Here is an 18,706-nt window from a genome sequence, read left to right as displayed (position 1 = left end):
ACGGCGCACACATGGCGGCCGTACGCTTGGCGCTTGTGGCAAGACCGACTTCTCTCGTCAAGCGGCTGCTGGTAGGCCGGCCGTTCCGCTCCGACCGGTTGCAGCACACGCTGCTGCCCAAGCGGATCGCGCTGCCGGTGTTCGCCTCCGACGCGCTCTCCAGCGTGGCGTACGCGCCCGACGAGATCCTGCTGACGCTGTCCATCGCGGGGGCGAGCGCGTACGTATTCGCGCCGTGGGTGACCCTGGCCGTGGCGGTGGTGATGGTCACCGTGGTCGCCAGCTACCGGCAGAACGTGCACGCGTACCCGTCCGGCGGTGGCGACTACGAGGTGGCCACGGTCAACCTCGGCCCGAGGTATGGCGTCGCCGTGGCCAGCGCGTTGCTGGTCGACTACATCCTCACCGTGGCGGTGTCCACGGCCGCCGGGGTCAGCAACCTCGGCTCGGTCGTGCCGTTCGTGGCCGAGAACAAGGTCGCCATCGCGCTGCTGGCGATCGCCCTGCTCACCGCCATGAACCTGCGCGGGCTGCGGGAGTCGGGCACGGCCTTCGCCATTCCGACGTACGCGTTCATCGTCATCATCGTCGGGATGATCCTCACCGGGGTGGTCCGGATCTTCGTGCTGGGTCAGGACCTGCGCGCGCCCAGCGCGACACTGGTCATCTCGGCCGAGGAGAGCCACCTGGACAGCTTCGCATTCGTGTTCCTGCTGCTGCGGACGTTCTCGTCGGGCTGCGCCGCGCTGACCGGTGTCGAGGCGATCTCCAACGGCGTGCCCGCGTTCAAGCCGCCGAAGAGCCGCAACGCGGCCACCACGCTCCTGCTGCTCGGGTCCGTCGCGATCGTCATGCTGGTCGGCATCGTCATGCTGGCCAAGGCCACCGGCCTGCAGTACGTCGAGGACGTGTCGCAGATCCTGTCCGGCCCGCCGAACTACGTGCAGAAGACCGTCACCACCCAGCTCGGCGAGGCCGTCTTCGGCAACGGCTCGATCATGCTCTACCTGGTCGGCGCGGTGACCGCGCTGATCCTGTTCCTGGCCGCGAACACGGCGTTCAACGGCTTCCCGGTGCTCGGCTCGATCCTCGCCCAGGACCGCTACCTGCCCCGCCAGCTGCACACCCGGGGCGACCGGCTGGCGTTCTCCAACGGCATCATCTTCCTGGCCATCGCGGCCGCCACCCTGGTCGTGGCGTTCCAGGCCGAGGTGACCAGGCTGATCCAGCTGTACATCGTCGGCGTGTTCGTGTCGTTCACGCTGTCGCAGGCCGGCATGATCCGGCACTGGAACCGGCTGCTGCGCACCCAGCGGGACCCGAACGTGCGCCGCCGGATGCACCGCTCCCGGGCCATCAACGGTTTCGGCATGGTGATGACCGGCGCGGTGCTGATCATCGTCCTGATCACCAAGTTCCTGCTGGGTGCCTGGATCGCCATCGCCGCGATGCTGGTGATCTACGTGATCATGCTGGGCATCCACAAGCACTACACCCGGGTGTCGCGGGAGCTGCTGCCCACCGAGGAGCGGCCGGTGCTGCCCTCGCGTAACCACGCGGTCGTGCTGGTCAGCAAGGTGCACATGCCGACGCTGCGGGCGCTGGCGTACGCGCAGGCCACCCGTCCGGACACGTTGACGGCCGTGACGGTCAACGTGGACGACAAGGACACCCGGGTGATCCAGGACGAGTGGGAGCGGCGCCAGCTGCCGGTGCAGCTGACCGTGGTGGACTCGCCGTACCGGGAGATCACCCGGCCGATCATCGACTTCGTCAAGAGCATCCGGCGCGGCTCGCCCCGCGACGTGGTCACGGTCTTCGTCCCCGAGTACGTCGTGGGCCGCTGGTGGGAGCACCTGCTGCACAACCAGAGCGCACTGCGGATCAAGGGCCGCCTGCTGTTCGAGCCGGGCGTGATGGTGACCAGCGTGCCGTGGCAGCTGCGCTCCAGCCAGGACAAGGACCTGGAGCGCCTGGACCGCGACCTGACCCGGGCCCCGGCGCGGGGCCCCCGCTTCGGCAGCCCCGACGCGCCGACGCCGCCCACGGTGCCGGCCGCCCGCCCGATCGCCGCAGTCGGCGACCCGGCCACCGAAGAGCAGCGGTGACCCCGCCCGGCGACGGCTCGCCCGGCGACGGCCCGCCGGGCGGCGACCGGCCCGGTGACAGCCCGCCGGGCGGCGACCGGCCCGATGACAGCTTGCCCGGTGACAGCTTGCCGGGTGACGACCGGCCCGGTGACGACCTGGTCGAGGGCGACCGGGTGGAGTTGCGGGTGGGCGCGCCCGCGCACGGCGGGCACTGCGTCGCCCGGCTCGGCGGCCCGCACGGCCGGGTGGTGTTCGTGCGGCACGCACTACCTGGTGAGCTGGTCACGGCCGAGGTGACCGAGCTGCACCGCGGCTACCTGCGGGCCGACGCCGTGCTCGTGCACGAGCCGTCGCCCGACCGGGTCGCCGCCCCGTGCCCGTGGGCCGGCCCCGGGGCCTGCGGTGGATGTGATCTGCAGCACGTCGCGGAGCAGGCGCAGCGGGACTGGAAGGCGGCCGTCGTGCGCGAGGCCCTCGCCCGGGTCGGCCGGCTGCCCGCGGACCGAATCGACGCGCTCGGCGTCCTGGTGGAACCGCTGCCGGGCGGGCCGCTCGGCTGGCGCACCCGGGTCCGGTATGCGGTCGACGCCGCCGGGCGGGCGGGGCTGCTGCAGCACCGCTCGCACCAGGTGGTGCCGATCGACCGCTGCCGCATCGCGCACCCCGCACTCCAGGACCTCGACGTCACCACCCGCCGCTGGCCCGACGCCGACGCGGTGGAGGTGGTCGCCTCCACCGGAGGCGATGTGAGCGTGGCGGTGCGCGGGGCGGCGAGCGTCCCGGCGCCCACCGACGATCTGCGCGGGGACGACCCGGGCGGCGTCGCTTCGGGCGGCGCGCGTACGCAGCTCACCGGCCCGGCCCGGGTGCGTGAGGTCGCGGCGGGCCGGGACTGGCAGGTGCCTGCCGACGGTTTCTGGCAGGTCCACCCGGCCGCGCCTCAGACCCTGGTCGCGGCGGTGCTGGAGGCGCTGCGCCCGGCACCGGGCGAGATCGCCTGGGATCTGTACGGCGGCGCGGGCCTGTTCGCTGCGGCGCTGGCCGAGCGCACCGGGGCGCGGACGACCGTGGTCGAGTCGTCGCCGACCGGGGTGGCGGCGGCCCGGGCGAACCTGGCCGACCTGAGCGGCGTGGAGGTGGTCGCCGCGAAGGTGGAGGTGGCCCTGGCCCGGCGCCGGGTGACCGGTCCGGTGGACCTGGTGGTGTTGGACCCGCCGCGGACCGGGGCGGGGGCCCGGGTGGTGCGTGCGGTGGCGGCGGCCCGCCCGCGTGCGGTCGCCTATGTCGCCTGCGACCCCGTGGCGCTGGCCCGGGACGTGGCGACGTTCGCCGACGCCGGGTGGCGGCTGGCACAACTGCGGGCGTTCGACTGTTTCCCGATGACCCACCATGTCGAGTGCGTGGCGCTGCTGCTGCCGGGCTAGCCGTTCAGCCCGGGAAGTCGGGGAGCCGCCGGGCTATCCGCGTACCGTCGCGGGTGGTCGGGTGGGGTCCTCGCCGCCGCCGTCCGCGGCTGCCTGCGGTGCCGGGGCCGCCGGCTGGGCGGGGTCGTCCGCGTCATCGGTGTAGTTCTGCTCGTCGAACGGGCGCTCTCCGGCCAGCACGGCCCGCACCTGGGCCCGGTCGATCTCGTGCGTCCAGGTGCCGACGAGCACCGTGGCGACCGCGTTGCCCGCGAAGTTGGTCAGCGCCCGGGCCTCGGACATGAGCCGGTCGATCCCGACGATGAGCCCGACCCCCGGCACCAGGTCGGGGCGGTGGCTCTGCAGGCCGCCCGCGAGGGTCGCCAGGCCCGCGCCGGTGACCCCGGCCGCGCCCTTGGAGGCGATGATCATGAAGAGCAGCAGCCCGATCTGCTGGCCCACGCTGAGCGGCTTGTCCAGGGCGTCCGCGATGAACAGCGACGCCATCGTGAGATAGATCGCGGTGCCGTCGAGGTTGAACGAGTAGCCGGTCGGCACCACGATCCCGACGACCGGGCGGCTCACCCCCAGGTGCCCCATCTTCGCGATGAGCCGTGGCAGCGCGGACTCCGACGACGAGGTGGCGAGGATGAGCAGGAACTCGCGGGCCAGATAGCGCAGCAGGCGGAAGATCGACACCCGCGAGATCAGCCACAGCAGCGCACCGAGCACGACGAACACGAACAGCAGGCAGGTCACGTAGAAGGCGGCCATGAGCCCGGCCAGGCTCTTGAGTGCGGTGAGCCCGGTCGCCCCGACCACGGCGGCCATCGCGCCGAACGCGCCGACCGGCGCCAGCCACATGATCATCGCGAGGATCCGGAAGACCAGCCGTTGCAGCACCGCGATGGCGCGTACGACGGGCTCGCCACCCGGCCCGAGGGACTGCACCGCGAAGCCGACCAGCAGCGACACCAGCAGCGTCTGCAGCACCTGCGAGCCGGTCAGGGCGGAGAAGAGCGTGGTCGGAATCATGCCGAGCACGAAATCCACCCCGGACGCGGCATGGTCGGCGGCCTGCGCCTCGCCCGCGGCGGCCAGTTTCTCGCTGAGGTGCAGCCCCGTGCCGGGGTGCAGGAGGTTGCCGACGACCAGCCCGATCGCCAGGGCGACCGTCGACATGATCATGAAGTACAGCAGGGCGAGCCCGCCCACCTTGCCGACCTGGGCCGCCCTGCGGATCGAGCCGATCCCCAGCACGATCGTGCAGAAGATCACCGGAGCGATCATCATCTTGATCAGGTTGACGAATCCGGTGCCCAGCGGGCGCAGCGCGACGCCGAGGTCGGGCCAGAGCAGGCCCACCGCGACGCCCAGGCCCATCGCGACCACCACGGATACGTACAACAGGTGGCTGCGGTCGCGTCGGCGTGGGGCGGGCACGGACTGAGCCGGTACGGCATCGATGGTCATGGTTATTTCTACCGGTTCTTGTGACCGGCTTCACCCCCGGCCGAACGTCGCCCGAGATGAGCGACTGCACCCAGCGCGGCGCGGGCCCTGCTGCGCTGTGGAGGTTTGGTGAGGGTTCGGTTAGCGGTCCGTGCAAGATGCAGGCGCGGCCGCCGCCCGTGGATATCATGACCCCTCATGAGCGAGACACTTCCGCCGAACGCCGGACTCATCGGGGGCATCACCGGCCCCGGGGACCTGCGGCGGCTCAGCATCGAGCAGTCGGCCCTGCTCGCGGCCGAGATCCGTGACTTCCTGGTGGCGAAGGTGTCCCGCACCGGCGGGCATCTCGGGCCGAACCTGGGCGTCGTCGAGATGACCCTCGCGATGCACCGCGTCTTCGACTCGCCCCGCGACAAGATCCTGTTCGATACGGGCCACCAGGCGTACGTGCACAAGATCGTTACCGGCCGGCAGGGCGGATTCGATCTGCTGCGCCAGCGCGGCGGGCTGTCCGGCTACCCCAGCCAGGCGGAGAGCGAGCACGACCTCATCGAGAACTCGCACGCCTCCACGGCCCTGTCCTACGCCGACGGGCTCGCCAAGGCGTATGCGCTGCGCGGCGAGGAACGGCACGTGGTGGCCGTGGTCGGCGACGGGGCACTCACCGGCGGCATGTGCTGGGAGGCGATCAACAACATCGCCGCCAGCGGGAACCGCCTGGTCATCGTCGTCAACGACAACGGCCGCTCGTACGCCCCCACGATCGGCGGCCTGGCCGAGCATCTGTCCACGCTGCGGCTCAACCCCGGCTACGAGCGCGTGCTCGACCTGGTCAAGGACGCCCTCGGCTCGACCCCGATGGTGGGCAAGCCGATGTACGAGGTGCTGCACGCGGTCAAGCGCGGCATCAAGGACGCGGTCAGCCCGCAGCCGATGTTCGAGGACCTCGGCCTCAAGTACGTCGGCCCGGTCGACGGCCACGACATCCACGCCATGGAGTCGGCGCTGCGCAAGGCGAAGGGCTTCAACGCCCCGGTGATCGTGCACGCCGTGACCCGCAAGGGGTACGGCTACCGCCCGGCCGAGGAGGACGAGGCCGACTGCCTGCACGGCCCGGGCGCGTTCGACCCGCAGACCGGCGCGCTGACCGCCGCCCCGTCGGTGAAGTGGACCCACGTCTTCGCGGAGGAACTCGTCGCGATCGCCGACGAGCGCCCGGAGATCGTCGGCATCACCGCGGCGATGGCCGAGCCCACCGGCATCGCCACGCTGGCCAAGAAGTACCCGGAGCGGGTGTACGACGTCGGCATCGCCGAGCAGCACGCCGCCACCTCGGCTGCCGGGCTCGCGATGGGCGGCCTGCATCCTGTCGTCGCGGTGTACGCCACGTTCCTCAACCGCGCGTTCGACCAGGTCCTGCTGGATGTGGCGATGCACCGGCTGCCGGTGACGTTCGTGCTCGACCGGGCCGGGATCACCGGCCCGGACGGCCCCAGCCACTACGGCATCTGGGACATGAGCGTGTTCGGGGTCGTGCCCGGGCTGCGCATCGCCGCGCCCCGCGACGCCGCCACCCTGCGTGAGGAGCTGCGCGAGGCGGTCGCGGTCGACGACGGCCCGACGATCGTGCGCTTCCCGACCGGCTCGGTGGCCCCCGATCTGCCCGCGGTGCGCCGCGTCGGCCAGGTCGACGTGCTCCGCGAAGACCCGCGCCACGGCGCCCGCGGTGACGTGCTGCTGGTCGCGATCGGCGCGTTCGCCCCGCTGGGCATGGAGGTGGCCGAGCGGGTGGCGGGCCAGGGGTACGCGGTCACGGTCGTGGACCCGCGCTGGGTGCGTCCCGTGCCGATCGAGGTGGCCGGGCTGGCCGCCGAGCACCGCCTCGTGGTGACGCTCGAGGACGGCGTGCGCACCGGTGGGGTCGGCGACGCGGTGGCGAGCCTGCTGCGCGACGCGGGCGTGGACGTGCCGCTGCGCGACTTCGGGGTGCCGCCGGGCTTCCACCCGCACGGCACCCGCGCCGAGATCCTCACGGCGCTGGGGCTCACCGCGCAGGACATCGCGCGCGACGTCACCGGCCACATCTCGGGCCTGCAGGAGCACGCGACGGAGATCCAGCCGACCTCCTGAGGCGCGATCTCGCCCGCCGGGGTTTGCGCGATATGTGCCAGGTGGGCCGGGAACGCGGGTCGGCCGTTATCTGGTCGTTATCTTTGGGGTATGGAGGCGGAGACCTTCGGCGGTGCGGTCGTCATCGACCTCGGCCTGGCGCGGGGTGAACCGGAAACGTACGCGGCGCCGACGCGCCCGACCGTACCGATCTGGTTCGGGCCGCTCGTCGCGGCACTGCTCGTGCTGTGGTGCGCCACCGCGTCCGCCGCACCGCCGCCGCCGGTTCTCTCGCCCCTGCTGAGCCTGCGCGTCGGCCCCGCCGACTCGTACGTGGTCACGGACGCCGGTCAGCTGCTGGCCCAGAGCCTCGGCGGCCTCAGCATGTACGACCTGTCCTCCGGGCGGCAGCGCTGGCACACCGAGCCCGAGGCACCCACGTACCGGCTGCGCATGGCCAGCGGGCTCGTCCTGCTGCGCCCCTGGAGCGCCGGGCTCACCGGCGTCGGGGATCCCGGCACCACCGCCGTCTCGCTGGCCACCGGTGCCGCCCGGTGGCGCCGTACCGGAAACGTGGTCACCCTGGCCGGGTCCGGCGCGCTGCTGGCGGTCGCCGGGGTGCGCAGCCTGTCCGGGCCCGGCCGCCGGGTCGAGGGCTCCGTCGACGCGCTCGACGTGGTCACGGGCGCGACCCGCTGGCGGGTGCGGGTCCCGTCCACCGCGGTGCTGCTCGGCGTTCCCGCCACCGGCTACGTGCCGCCGCGGATGCTGCTCGTCCACGACGACCGCACCGCCGCGGTGCACGACCTGACGACGGGGGACCGGCTCGCGACGGCCGAACTGCCGCCCGCCGACTACGGGCCCGACAACCCGGCCGTCATGGCCGGGCTGGTGCTGCTGCGCCACCCGGGCGGCGCGGGGACCGAGCTGTCCGCGTACGACGCGGTGACGCTACAGCGGCGGTGGACCCGCCCGGCCGGCGACGCGTACGAGATCCGTGCCTGCGGCCCGCTGACCTGCCTCGTCGGGCCGGACGGGGTGCGCGCCGTCGACCCCGCGACCGGGGCGCAACGCTGGCACCGGCCGGACTGGCGGGGCGTGGAGCAGCGCGGCGGGGCGATGCTCGCGTACTCGGCACCGGAGGGCACCATCGAGACCGTGGGCCTGATCGACCCGGGGACCGGCCGGGTCCTGGTGGACCTGCGCGGCTGGCGTCCGTTGACCGGCACCGGCGGCGGGGAGCGGGTCCTCGTCACCCATGCTGAGCAGGCCGGAGCCCGTACCATGGTCGCCGTCGCCACCCCCGGCGACGCACGACCGCGTCTGCTCGCGGCACTGCCGGCCGGCACCGGCGACTGCCAGGCGGCCCCCGCCCGGCTGGTCTGCCGCTCCACGGCGGGCGAGCTCATCGTGTGGGCGTACCGGCAGAAGGGGTAGGCGTGGCGCTGATCGAGCTGAACACCGATCCGGCCGCTCCGCCCGCCCCCACCCGCCCGTCCCTGCGCCGCCACCGCCGCCTCGGTCTCGCCCTCGCCGCCGTGCTGGTGCTGGCCCTGGCCGGTGCGGTGCCCGCCGCCGCGGTCTGCTGGCGGCGCGCCGGTGTGGTGCCCCTGCCGTCGGCCGCCGACTTCCAGGTGGTCGGTGGCCGGTTGTACACCTTCGACGTGGCCGACGGACGCAGGATCACCTCGGCCTGGACGATGCGGCCACTGCGCCGGCTGTGGCGGGCGGCCACCACGGCCGACGACATGCCGGGCGGGACGCTGCAGGGCGGCAGCTCGGTGCAGGCCGCCGGCGGCCACGTCCTGCTGCGTGCCGGCCAGGCCACCACCGTCCTGGACGCCCGCACCGGCGCGCTGCGGTGGACCTCGCCCGCGCCGATCCTGCCGCTGACCGACGACGTCGGGCTGGTGCAGGCCGAGCAGTTCCGGCCCGGCACCGAGTACGACGAGTCCTCCGGGGCGCCCGGCGCCCTGTACTTCTCCTCGTCCGGGCAGCCGCACACCGAGCCACCCGAGGTCACCGAACTGCGCGGCGTCGACCTGACGACCGGACGCACCCGCTGGTCGGCGCGGTTCTCCGGCTCGATCTACCCCACCCGGGCGCGGGGCCGGGTCGCCGGTGCGGTGGTCATGGCCTCGGGGCGGCTCTGGTTGCGCGCCGCGGAGACCGGCGCGGTGCTGCGGGAACAGCCCCTGCCGCGGATCCCCGGCGCCCTGTCCTGGGGTGACGTGGTGGGGGACCTGCTGCTGGTGCGGCAGGCCGCGGCCGACGACGCCACCGTGGTCACCGCGTACGCGATGGACACCCTGGCGCCGCGCTGGCGACGCACCGAGCCCGCCGACGCCGGGAACTCCGCTACCTGCACCGGGCTGGCCTGCGAGAAGGCCCACTCCCACCTGGTGGTGCTCGACCCGGGTACGGGCCGGCCGCGCTGGCGCACCAGCGGTGACGTCGACCTGCAGGCCGGCGCGGGGTACGCGGTGGAGGTCCAGAGTGGGCAGAGTCGTCCGCTGCGCGCGGTCGACCCGGCGTCCGGGGCGCCGGTGGTGGACCTGAGCGCCTGGCAGACGTTCGCCGCGGGGCCGTCGGCCGCCCCGCTGGTGCTGGCCCGCCGCGAGGCCGGGCGGGGCACCGCGTTCGGGGTGCTGCTGCCGGGGCGGCGGGTGGTGCAGCGGCTCGGCGACTCCGGGACGGCGCTCACCGACTGCTCCGCCGACTCGCGGTTCGTCGCCTGCCGGGCGTCGGCGGGCGTCGAAGTGTGGGCGTACTCGGCGTGAGGGTCTGCCGGGCGGGCGGTGAGCTGGCCCGCGGCCCCGGGCCTGTGCGGCAGTAGCCTTCCCTTACGGCTGTTTCACGCGTCGGCCACCAGGCTGGGCGCGGTCGTGAACGAAGTACGGAGGACGCCGGGTGCGCGTACTGGTGGTGGAAGACGAGCGGAACCTCGCCGACGCGATCGTGCGGGGGTTGCGCCGCAAAGGCATGGCGGTGGACGTCGCCTACGACGGGCTGTCCGGCCACGAGATGGCGTACGTGACCCGCTACGACGTGGTCGTGCTCGACCGGGACCTGCCCGGCATGCACGGCGACGAGATCTGCGCCGCACTGGTCGCGTCGGGCGCACTGACCCGGGTGCTGATGCTGACCGCCAGCGGCACGGTCGCGGACCGGGTCGAGGGTCTGCAGCTGGGTGCGGACGACTACCTCTCCAAGCCGTTCGCGTTCGACGAGCTGGTCGCCCGGGTGCAGGCACTCGGGCGCCGGGCCACTCCCGCCGCACCGCCGGTGCTGACCGTGGGTGACCTGGTGCTCGACCCGGCCCGCCGGGTGGTCACCCGCGGCGGCGCCACCCTGGACCTCACCAACAAGGAGTTCGGCGTCCTGGAGGAGCTGCTCAAGGCACGCGGCGGGGTGGTGTCCAGCGAACAGCTGCTGGAACGCGTCTGGGACGCGAACACCGACCCGTTCACGACCACCGTACGGGTGACCATGATGACGCTGCGAAAGAAGGTCGGTGAGCCGCCGCTGATCGAGACCGTGGTCGGCGCCGGATACCGGGTGCCCGACCCCGTCACCGTGGCTCCCGCCGGCGGCACGCCGTGACGGTCTACCTCGGCCGCAACCGCGACCGGATGCGGCTACGCCCCACCCTGCGGCTGCGGCTCACGCTGCTCAACGGCATCCTGCTCGTCGGCGCGGGCGCCGTGCTCGTGCTGCTGGCCTGGCTCCTCGTGGGCGACGCCCTGCACCCCGCGGACGAACTGCGCGAGGGCACCCAGGTGGTGATGTCGGACGGCACCACCCGCGACGCCCGCGCCTGGCAGACCGAGCTGGTCGAGAGCGCGTCCGCGGAACTGCTGGCGAAGGGCCTGGTCGCCCTGTTCGCGATCGGCCTGATCGGGGTCGCGGGCGCGTACGCCGTCGCCGGGCGGGCGCTGCGCCCCCTGCACAACGTCACCGCCACCGCCCGCCGTCTCGGCGAGGAGACCCTCGACCAGCGCATCGGGTACGAGGGCGCAGACGACGAGGTGGCCGAGCTCGCGCGGACCTTCGACGCGATGCTGGACCGGCTCGGCGGGGCGTTCGAGGCGCAGAAACGGTTCGTGGCCAACGCCTCGCACGAGTTGCGTACGCCGCTGGCGGTGATGCGTACCGAGATCGACGTGACGCTCAGCGACGACGAGGCCGATGTCGCGGAGTACCGGCGCATGGCCAAGGTGGTCCGCAACGCCTCCGAGCGCGCCAACGGCCTGGTCGATGCGCTGCTCGTGCTGGCCCGCAGCGAGGCGCAGTCGGGGCGGCGGCTGGTCCGGAAGGTGCCCGCCGACCTCGCCACCAGCGTCTGCAACGCGCTGTCCGCCGTACGGGCGGAGGCGGAACGGCTGAAGCTGGAGGTCACCACGGACCTCAAGCCCGCGGCCGTGGTCGGCGATCCGAGCCTGCTGGACCGCCTCGCCGGGAACCTCATCGAGAACGCGATCCGCTACAACCACCTGCTCGGCAGGCTGTGGCTGCGCACCGAGACCGTGGACGGCCAGGCGCGTCTCATCGTGGGGAACACCGGCTACGAGGTGGAGCCAGGGGACGTGCCGGGACTGTTCGAGCCGTTCCGCCGGGGCGGCTGGGAACGCACCGGCTCCCGTGGCTCGGGGCTGGGCCTGTCGATCGTGCGCGCGGTCTGCGACGCACACGGCGGCACGGTGTCCGCGGTGGCGAATCCCGGTGGCGGCCTCGAGGTCACGGTCAGCCTGCCGGGCGCCGACTCGACGCCGGTCGTGGCGGCCTCGGCGGCCGTCCCCCGGACCGGCAACCTCGGCATCCCTCCGCTTAGCGCCGGGTCCGCTTAGTGCCGGGTCCGCTTAGCGCCGGTCCGTGCCGGGCCGGTCAGGCGGCCAGGCCGAGGCGTCGGGCGTCGTCCTTGGCGGTCTCGAGGTCCTTCGCGGTCTCGCGCTGGATCCGGCGCCAGCGCTCGACGCTGATGCCCAGTTCGGCGGCGAGCTCGGCGTCGGTCAGCTCGGGTCGTTCCGCGCGCAGCCGGGCGGCGATGGCGGCGTTCTCCTGAGGGCTGCGGCGTTGCCGGGCGCCCGGGCGGGTCGACGCGGCGCTGTCCTTCTTCGTCCGGGTCGCGGGGCCCTTGGCGGTTCCCTTGGCGTTCGGGCCGGACGAGGTGCCCGGACGCCCGGACCCGCGGGTCACCGTGGGGGTGAATCCCGCATCCGTGGCGCGTGGCAGGGCGGCGGCCACCTCGGCGAAGGCGTCCGCGGTGCTGTGGCGTGGTTTGGTGTCGGCGCGGGCGGTCTGCTGCCCGCCGGGCGCGGGCCGGGCCGGGGCGGCATGCGAGAAGGCGACCGCGACCGCGGCCGTACCCGCCGATGGCGAGGTGCCGTCGGTGGGGTCGTCGGCATCGCCGGCGGCGGACCGGGCGGCAACCGGCGCGGCCTCGGTGGCGGAGCGCACAGCAACCGACGCGGCGGTGGGGGTGGGCCGGGCGGCCGGGGCGGTGTCCGGCGCGGGCATGGTGACCGGACTGGTCAGCGGGCCGGAGGTGGGGCTCGCGGCTGGCGTGGCGTCCCCGCCGCTCAGGGCGGCCAGCGGGCGATCCCGGTCGGCTTGCAGCGCGGCGATCCGGCCCCCCAGCTCGACCAGGCAGATGCTGGCCACCACGATCAGTCCGTCCACGGAGAGCGGCAGCAGGTAGGGAGACGCGCCCGTCTCGCCGTACCGGGCGGCGACGCCGGCCATGTGCCAGTAGGACACCCACGCGGCGATGCCGGCGATGGTGGCCGTCGCGACCAGCCGGGTGAAGGCCAGCGACCGCCGGTGCACCGGAACCCGCGAGATCAGCTCCACCGTCAGCAGCAGCGCGAGCGGCGGCCAGGCGGCGATGGCCTGGCTGATCGGGTTCTCCAGGGCGTGCAGGATGTTCGCGACCACGGAGGCCGCGACGCCCAGGAGAAGGGTGGCTCGCACGGCCCAGCGGACACGGCGAAGTTGCGGGAGTGGCACCGGACGCTCCTCTGCCAGTCGGAATGGTCGCCGGACCCTGGCCGGGCCCGGCGACCATCCTGACCGCTCGATGTTTCCTGACGCAAAACGCTCCCAGGTCAGCGTCTCGTTCGTGTCGGGAGCGATACGTCAATGTGATGCCGCATTGCGGCGTGTCAGCTTGACTTCTTCTCGACTTCAGCCCGTAGCTTGGGGAATTCGGCCTTCGCCTTGCTGACCGACTTGAAGTACCAGATGATCCAGCCCACACTGCCGCTGTCCGCCCAGCCGCAGATGGCGGAGTCCTCGGTCCGGCCGCACTTGGCCACGCCGCCGAGCGGACCCGGATCGACCTTGGCGAGGCCGGAGATCTTCAGCCCGTTGACCCCGGCACTGAGGAACGAGCTGTCCAGCTCCTTCTGCGGCTCTTCGACCGGCGCCGCGGCGCCCATGACCATGATCACGTCCCGCTTGGCCGGGGTGCCGTAGAGCGCGCCGACCGTGGCCGTCGCGCCGGGCAGCTTGGCCAGCGCCTTCTTCAGATCCTTGACCACCCCGGCGAACTGCGCGTCCGTCAGCTTCGGACGACCGCCGACCCGTTTCGGCTCGATGATCGAGATTGTGACCTGCGGCGCCTGCGAGCTGGGCTCGTCGGTCGGCACCGTGTCCGTGGTGGGCTCGGTCGTGGGCCCGGCGGTGCTCGACGTCTTGTCCTCGGTGAACTTGTCCGCGTTGTTGCGGGCGGCGAGGAAGACCGCGGTGCCGCCGCCGACGCACAGCACGAGAATGACCGCCAGCGAGACGAGCACGATGGGCAGCGCCCGCGACTTCGTCGGCGGCTGCGGCGCCGGATACCCCGGCTGGGTGAATTCCGGCGCGGTGAACCCGGGTTGACCCACGTACGGGGGAGCCGAGGAGGGGAAGCCGGGCTGCGGCGGCACGGAGGTCGGCACGTCCGGATTCGGCTGGCCCGGGTAACCGGGACCCGGGTACGGCTGCCCCGCGTACGGCGGCTGGCCCGGCGGCGGTTGGCCCGGCGTCGGTTGCACGGGGTACGGCTGGCCCGGGTATGGCTGCTGGCCCTGGTACGGCTGCTCAGGGTACGGCTGGCCCGAGAAGGGCGGCGTGGGAGGCTGCGACATCAGGGCTCCATCGATCGGGCTACAAGTCGGGGAGCCTATCGGGCCAGCGCCTGGGGCGCTGTCCTCTTTCCCGTCCCTTTGCTGGGAGCCGCATCACGTCGCTCGATGCGCGCAGGTGCGGGTGCCCGGCCGGCACCCGCACCTGCGGTATGCGATCAGGACTTCTGCTCGACCTGGCCGCGGATGGTGATGAACTCCTTCTCCAGGTCGGCCCTCTTCTTGAACAGCATCGCGACCATGCCGACGCTGCCCTTGTCCGACCAGACGCAGACGGCCGTGGACACGCCGGACACGGACGTGTCACCGCACTTGGCGATGCCGCCGAGCGGGCCGGGGTTGGTGTCCTTCAGCCCCTCGACGGAGAAGCCGCCCTGGCCCATGCCCTTGGTGAACTCGTCGAAGCGGCCCTGCTCCGAGCCCTGCAGCGTCGAGGCCGCGGCGATCATGACGAGGTCCTGCTTGGTGGGGTCGCCGTACATGGCGCCGACCGAGCTGGTGGTACCGGCGATCTTGCTCATCTCGCTGTCGAGCGAGTCGACGCTGCCGGCCAGCGACGGGTCGGTCACCTTCTCCCGGCCGGCCAGGGTCTGCGGCTCGGTCACGGTGATCTTCGACGCCTCGACGAGGTCGTTGACCTTGTCCTTGCCCGCGAAGAACGCCGCGGCGATGCCGCCGACGCACAACACCAGGATCACCACGGCTGAGATCAGAACGATCTTGAGCGCGGAGGACTTCTTCTTCGGCGCGGGAGCGCCGAACTGCGGCGCGACACCCGGCTGTCCGGGCGGCGGGAAGCCAGGCTGTCCGGGCGGCGGGTAGGCGGCCTGGCCCGGCGGCGGGTAGGAGGCCTGGCCGGGGGGCGCGTAGCCGCCCTGCTCGGGCTGCGAGTAGCCGGGGGGCGCGTAGCCGCCCTGGTCGGGCTGCGAGTAGCCGGGGGATGCGTAGCCGCCCTGGTCGGGCTGCGGGAAGCCGCTCTGGCCGGGCGGCGGGTAGCCCGCGCCGGAGGTCGGCTGCGGGTATGCGGGCTGGCCCGGGGCGGCCGGAGGCTGGTACCCGCCGGTCGGGTCGGGCCCAGGCTGGCCGGGGTAGGGCGGCTGCGTCATGTGAACTCCAGAGTCGATGCGGGGCGCACGGAGCCTATCGACCAGAACTGAGACAGCATGACGCCCCCGCGACTAAATCACGGGGGCGTCTGCCATCCGACAGCCTGCTGGATCAGGCGGGCACGTTGGCCACGCCCTGGGGCAGGAACCGCTTGCCGGTCACCCGCTCCGAGGTGCCGCTGCGGTCCAGGTACGGCGTGACGCCGCCCAGGTGGAACGGCCACCCGGCGCCCAGGACCATGCACAGGTCGATGTCCTGCGCCTCGGCCACGACACCCTCGTCCAGCATGAGACGGATCTCCTGGGCGAGCGCGTCGAGCGCGTTGCGGCGTACCTCCTCGGCGGTGGACGGCGCGGAACCGACCTCGAGAAGCTTGACCACCTCGGGGTTGATCTCGTCGTCGACCATCAGCGGGATGCCCGCCTCGGCGATGCGCCGCAGGTTGGGGCTGTCCACGAACCGGTCCGGGAACGCGCCGTGCAGCGTCTCGCCCACGTGGTGGGCTACGGCGGGGCCGACGAGCTGCAGCAGCGCGATCGGCCGCATGGGCAGGCCCAGCGGGTCCATCGCGGTGTTGACCACGTCCAGCGGGGTGCCCGCGTCGATCGCCGAGAAGACCTCGCTGGTGAAGCGGGTGAGCAGCCGATTGACCACGAACGCCGGGGCGTCCTTGACCAGCACGCAGCTCTTGCGCAGCTCCTTGCCGACCGCGAACGCGGTGGACAGCGTGGCGTCGTCGGTCCGCTCGCCCTTGATGATCTCCAGCAGGGGCAGCACCGCGACCGGGTTGAAGAAGTGGAAGCCGACGACCCGCTCGGGGTGCTCCAGGTCGGCCGCCATCGCGGACACCGACAGCGAGGAGGTGTTCGTGGCGAGCACCGCCTCCGGGGTCACGATCTTCTCGATCTCGGCCCAGATCTGCTTCTTGAGCTCGAGGTTCTCGAAGACGGCCTCGATCACGAAGTCGGCGTCGGCGAAGACGCTCTTGTCGACCGAGCCGCTGACCAGGCCGCGCAGCTTCGCCGCGGTGCCCTCGTCCATCCGGCGCTTGCCGACCAGCTTGTCGATCTGGCCGTGGACGTACGCCACGCCCTTGTCGACCCGCGCCTGGTCGAGGTCGGTCAGCACGACCGGCACCTGCAGGCGGCGGGCGAACAGCAGGGCGAGCTGGGAGGCCATCAGGCCCGCGCCCACGACGCCGACCTTGGTGACCTTGCGGGCCAGCTCCTTGTCCGGCACGCCCACCGGGCGCTTGGCCCGGCGCTGGACCAGGTCGAACGCGTACAGGCTGGCGCGGGCCTCGTCGCCCATGATCAGGTCGGCGAGGATCTCGGTCTCGGCCGCGGTGCCGTCGGCAAACGACGCCTCCTTGGCCAGGCCGAGCAGCTCCAGGGCCTTGTTGGCGGACGGGACCGCGCCGTGCAGCTTCTCGTCGAGCTGCTGCTTGGCGAAGAACAGCACGCCGTCCCACATGTCGCGGTCGACCTCGGGGCGGGTCACGGTGACCTCACCCTTGACCACGCCGGCCGCCCAGGCGAGGGAGCTCTCCAGGAAGTCGGCCGGCTCGAACAGCGCGTCGGCGACGCCCATCTCGGCGGCCTGCTTCGGCTTGAGCACCTTCTGGGTGAGCGGGTTCTGCAGGATGACCTGCGCCGCACCGGGCACGCCGATCAGGTTGGGCAGCAGCTGGCTGCCACCCCAGCCGGGGACGAGGCCGATCGCGACCTCGGGCAGGCCCAGCGCCGCGGCCCCGCCGGACACGGTCCGGTAGTGGCAGTGCAGCGCCACCTCCAGGCCGCCGCCGAGCGCCGCGCCGTTGATGAACGCGAACGTCGGGATCGTCGAGTCCTTCAGCCGGGCGAACACCCGGTGGCCCAGCTCGCCCAGGGCCTTGGCCTGCTCCCGCTGGGTGATGAACGGCATCCCGGTGATGTCCGCACCCACACAGAAGATGTACGGCTTGCCGGTCAGCGCGATGAACGCCGGGTCCGCCTCGGTGGCCTTGGTGATCGCCTCGTCCAGCGACGCGAGACCACCCGGGCCGAAGCTGTTCGGCTTCTTGTAGTCGAACCCGTTGTCCAGCGTGATCACGGCGGCGGGCTTGTCCAGCCCGGGTACGGGGACCAGGCGGACGAGGGCCTTGGTGACGACCTCGTTGGGGTATTCCGGCAGCGCGGTCACTTGTCCTTGCCCTCCCAGTTCGGGTTCTCCCAGATCACGGTGCCGCCCATGCCGATGCCGATGCACATCGCGGTCAGGCCGTAGCGGACCTCCGGGTGCTCGGCGAAGTGCCGCGCCAGCTGGGTCATCAGCCGTACGCCGGAGGAGGCGAGCGGGTGACCGATGGCGATGGCGCCGCCCCACGGGTTGACCCGGGGGTCGTCGTCGGCGATGCCGTAGTGGTCGAGGAACGCGAGCACCTGCACCGCGAACGCCTCGTTCAGCTCGAACAGGCCGATGTCGTCGATGGTCAGCCCGGCGATGCGCAGGGCCTTCTCGGTCGACGGGATCGGGCCGTACCCCATGATCTCGGGCTCGACGCCGACGAAGCCGTAGGAGACCAGCCGCATGGCGACCGGCAGGCCCAGCTCGCGGGCGGTGTCCTCGCTGGCCAGCAGCGCGGCGGTGGCGCCGTCGTTCAGGCCGGCCGCGTTACCCGCGGTGACCCGGCCGTGCGGGCGGAACGGGGTCTTGAGCGTGGCCAGCTTCTCCAGGGAGGTCGCGCGCGGCGCCTCGTCGACCGTGGCCAGGCCCCAGCCCTCTTCGGAGCTGCGCAGCGCCACCGGCACGAGGTCGGGCTGGAGCTTGCCGTTGGCGTACGCCTTGGCGGTCTTCTCCTGCGAGGCCAGGCCGTACGCGTCGACCCGCTCCTTGGTGATGTTCGGCAGGCGGTCGTGCAGGTTCTCCGCGGTGGCGCCCATGACCAGCGCCGACGGGTCGACCAGCTTTTCGGCCAGGATCCGCGGGTTCGGGTCGACGCCCTCGCCCATCGGGTGGCGGCCCATGTGCTCGACACCGCCCGCGATGGCGACGTCGTACGCCCCCATGGCGATGCCGCCCGCGACGTTGGTCACGGCGGTCATGGCGCCGGCGCACATCCGGTCGATGGCGTAGCCGGGCACGGTCTTGGGCAGGCCGGACAGCAGCGCGGCGGTCCGGCCGATGGTCAGGCCCTGGTCGCCGGTCTGCGTGGTGGCCGCGATGGCCACCTCGTCGACCCGCTCCGGCGGGAGCTGGGGGTTGCGCTTCATCAGCTCTCGGATGCAGCGGATGACCAGGTCGTCGGCGCGGGTCTCGGCGTACATGCCGCCCGCCTTGCCGAACGGGGTGCGGACGCCGTCGACGAAGACGACCTCGCGTACTTCACGGGGCACAGCAAGCCTCCTTGCGGGCGTGAACCCTGGGGGTGTCGTCCGTG

13 protein-coding genes are annotated in these 18,706 nt (G+C 72.8%); 7 read left to right on the top strand and 6 right to left on the bottom strand.

Features of this window, described 5'->3' with window-relative positions:
• Positions 1-35: 35 nt before the first annotated feature.
• Positions 36-2,108, top strand: coding sequence for an APC family permease (locus tag ACMCNO_RS27700; protein WP_412752380.1), 2,073 nt, complete (start codon positions 36-38; stop codon positions 2,106-2,108).
• Positions 2,109-2,215: 107 nt separating this feature from the next.
• The gene (locus tag ACMCNO_RS27695; RefSeq protein ID WP_412753827.1) at positions 2,216-3,514 is read left to right on the top strand and encodes a class I SAM-dependent RNA methyltransferase; all 1,299 of its coding nucleotides are present in this window, start codon (positions 2,216-2,218) and stop codon (positions 3,512-3,514) included.
• Positions 3,515-3,547: 33 nt separating this feature from the next.
• Here ACMCNO_RS27695 and ACMCNO_RS27690 read toward each other — a convergent pair whose 3' ends face one another.
• On the bottom strand, positions 3,548-4,966 hold the full coding sequence (locus ACMCNO_RS27690) for a cation:dicarboxylate symporter family transporter (RefSeq protein WP_412752379.1): 1,419 nt from the start codon (positions 4,964-4,966) through the stop codon (positions 3,548-3,550).
• 177 nt (positions 4,967-5,143) lie between these two features.
• Here ACMCNO_RS27690 and dxs point away from each other — a divergent pair, with 177 nt between their 5' ends.
• The 5 genes from dxs (at position 5,144) to ACMCNO_RS27665 (ending at position 11,904) form a co-directional block, all read left to right on the top strand.
• A complete protein-coding gene (gene dxs / locus ACMCNO_RS27685) occupies positions 5,144-7,078 on the top strand; it encodes a 1-deoxy-D-xylulose-5-phosphate synthase (RefSeq protein ID WP_412752378.1) in 1,935 nt (644 codons plus the stop codon).
• A 90-nt stretch (positions 7,079-7,168) separates the two neighbouring features.
• Positions 7,169-8,494, top strand: a complete 1,326-nt coding sequence (locus tag ACMCNO_RS27680; protein WP_412752377.1) for a PQQ-binding-like beta-propeller repeat protein — start codon at positions 7,169-7,171, stop codon at positions 8,492-8,494.
• A 2-nt stretch (positions 8,495-8,496) separates the two neighbouring features.
• Positions 8,497-9,837 (top strand): PQQ-binding-like beta-propeller repeat protein, encoded by a 1,341-nt coding sequence (locus tag ACMCNO_RS27675; RefSeq protein ID WP_412752376.1) that lies wholly within the window; start codon positions 8,497-8,499, stop codon positions 9,835-9,837.
• 130 nt (positions 9,838-9,967) lie between these two features.
• Positions 9,968-10,660, top strand: a complete 693-nt coding sequence (locus ACMCNO_RS27670) for a response regulator transcription factor (RefSeq protein ID WP_412745228.1) — start codon at positions 9,968-9,970, stop codon at positions 10,658-10,660.
• 29 nt (positions 10,661-10,689) lie between these two features.
• Entirely contained in the window at positions 10,690-11,904 is a 1,215-nt protein-coding gene (locus ACMCNO_RS27665) for a sensor histidine kinase (protein ID WP_412753826.1), read from the top strand.
• A 37-nt stretch (positions 11,905-11,941) separates the two neighbouring features.
• On the opposite strand, the gene ACMCNO_RS27660 is transcribed toward ACMCNO_RS27665, so the two are convergent.
• From ACMCNO_RS27660 to ACMCNO_RS27640, 5 genes are all read right to left on the bottom strand, one after another.
• Positions 11,942-13,063: a DUF2637 domain-containing protein gene (locus ACMCNO_RS27660; protein ID WP_412752375.1), complete on the bottom strand. Its 1,122-nt coding sequence runs from the start codon at positions 13,061-13,063 to the stop codon at positions 11,942-11,944.
• A gap of 155 nt (positions 13,064-13,218) precedes the next feature.
• Positions 13,219-14,184, bottom strand: a complete 966-nt coding sequence (locus tag ACMCNO_RS27655) for a hypothetical protein (RefSeq protein WP_412752374.1) — start codon at positions 14,182-14,184, stop codon at positions 13,219-13,221.
• A 155-nt stretch (positions 14,185-14,339) separates the two neighbouring features.
• Positions 14,340-15,287 (bottom strand): hypothetical protein, encoded by a 948-nt coding sequence (locus ACMCNO_RS27650; RefSeq protein ID WP_412752373.1) that lies wholly within the window; start codon positions 15,285-15,287, stop codon positions 14,340-14,342.
• A gap of 112 nt (positions 15,288-15,399) precedes the next feature.
• Entirely contained in the window at positions 15,400-17,460 is a 2,061-nt protein-coding gene (locus ACMCNO_RS27645) for a 3-hydroxyacyl-CoA dehydrogenase NAD-binding domain-containing protein (protein ID WP_412753825.1), read from the bottom strand.
• A 5-nt stretch (positions 17,461-17,465) separates the two neighbouring features.
• The gene (locus tag ACMCNO_RS27640; RefSeq protein WP_412752372.1) at positions 17,466-18,662 is read right to left on the bottom strand and encodes a thiolase family protein; all 1,197 of its coding nucleotides are present in this window, start codon (positions 18,660-18,662) and stop codon (positions 17,466-17,468) included.
• Positions 18,663-18,706: the final 44 nt, after the last annotated feature.

This window comes from Krasilnikovia sp. M28-CT-15, assembly GCF_047159595.1.
Lineage (GTDB): Bacteria > Actinomycetota > Actinomycetes > Mycobacteriales > Micromonosporaceae > Actinoplanes.
The sequence above is the reverse complement of the archived record's forward strand: the minus strand, read 5'-3'. Positions and strand labels throughout refer to the sequence as shown.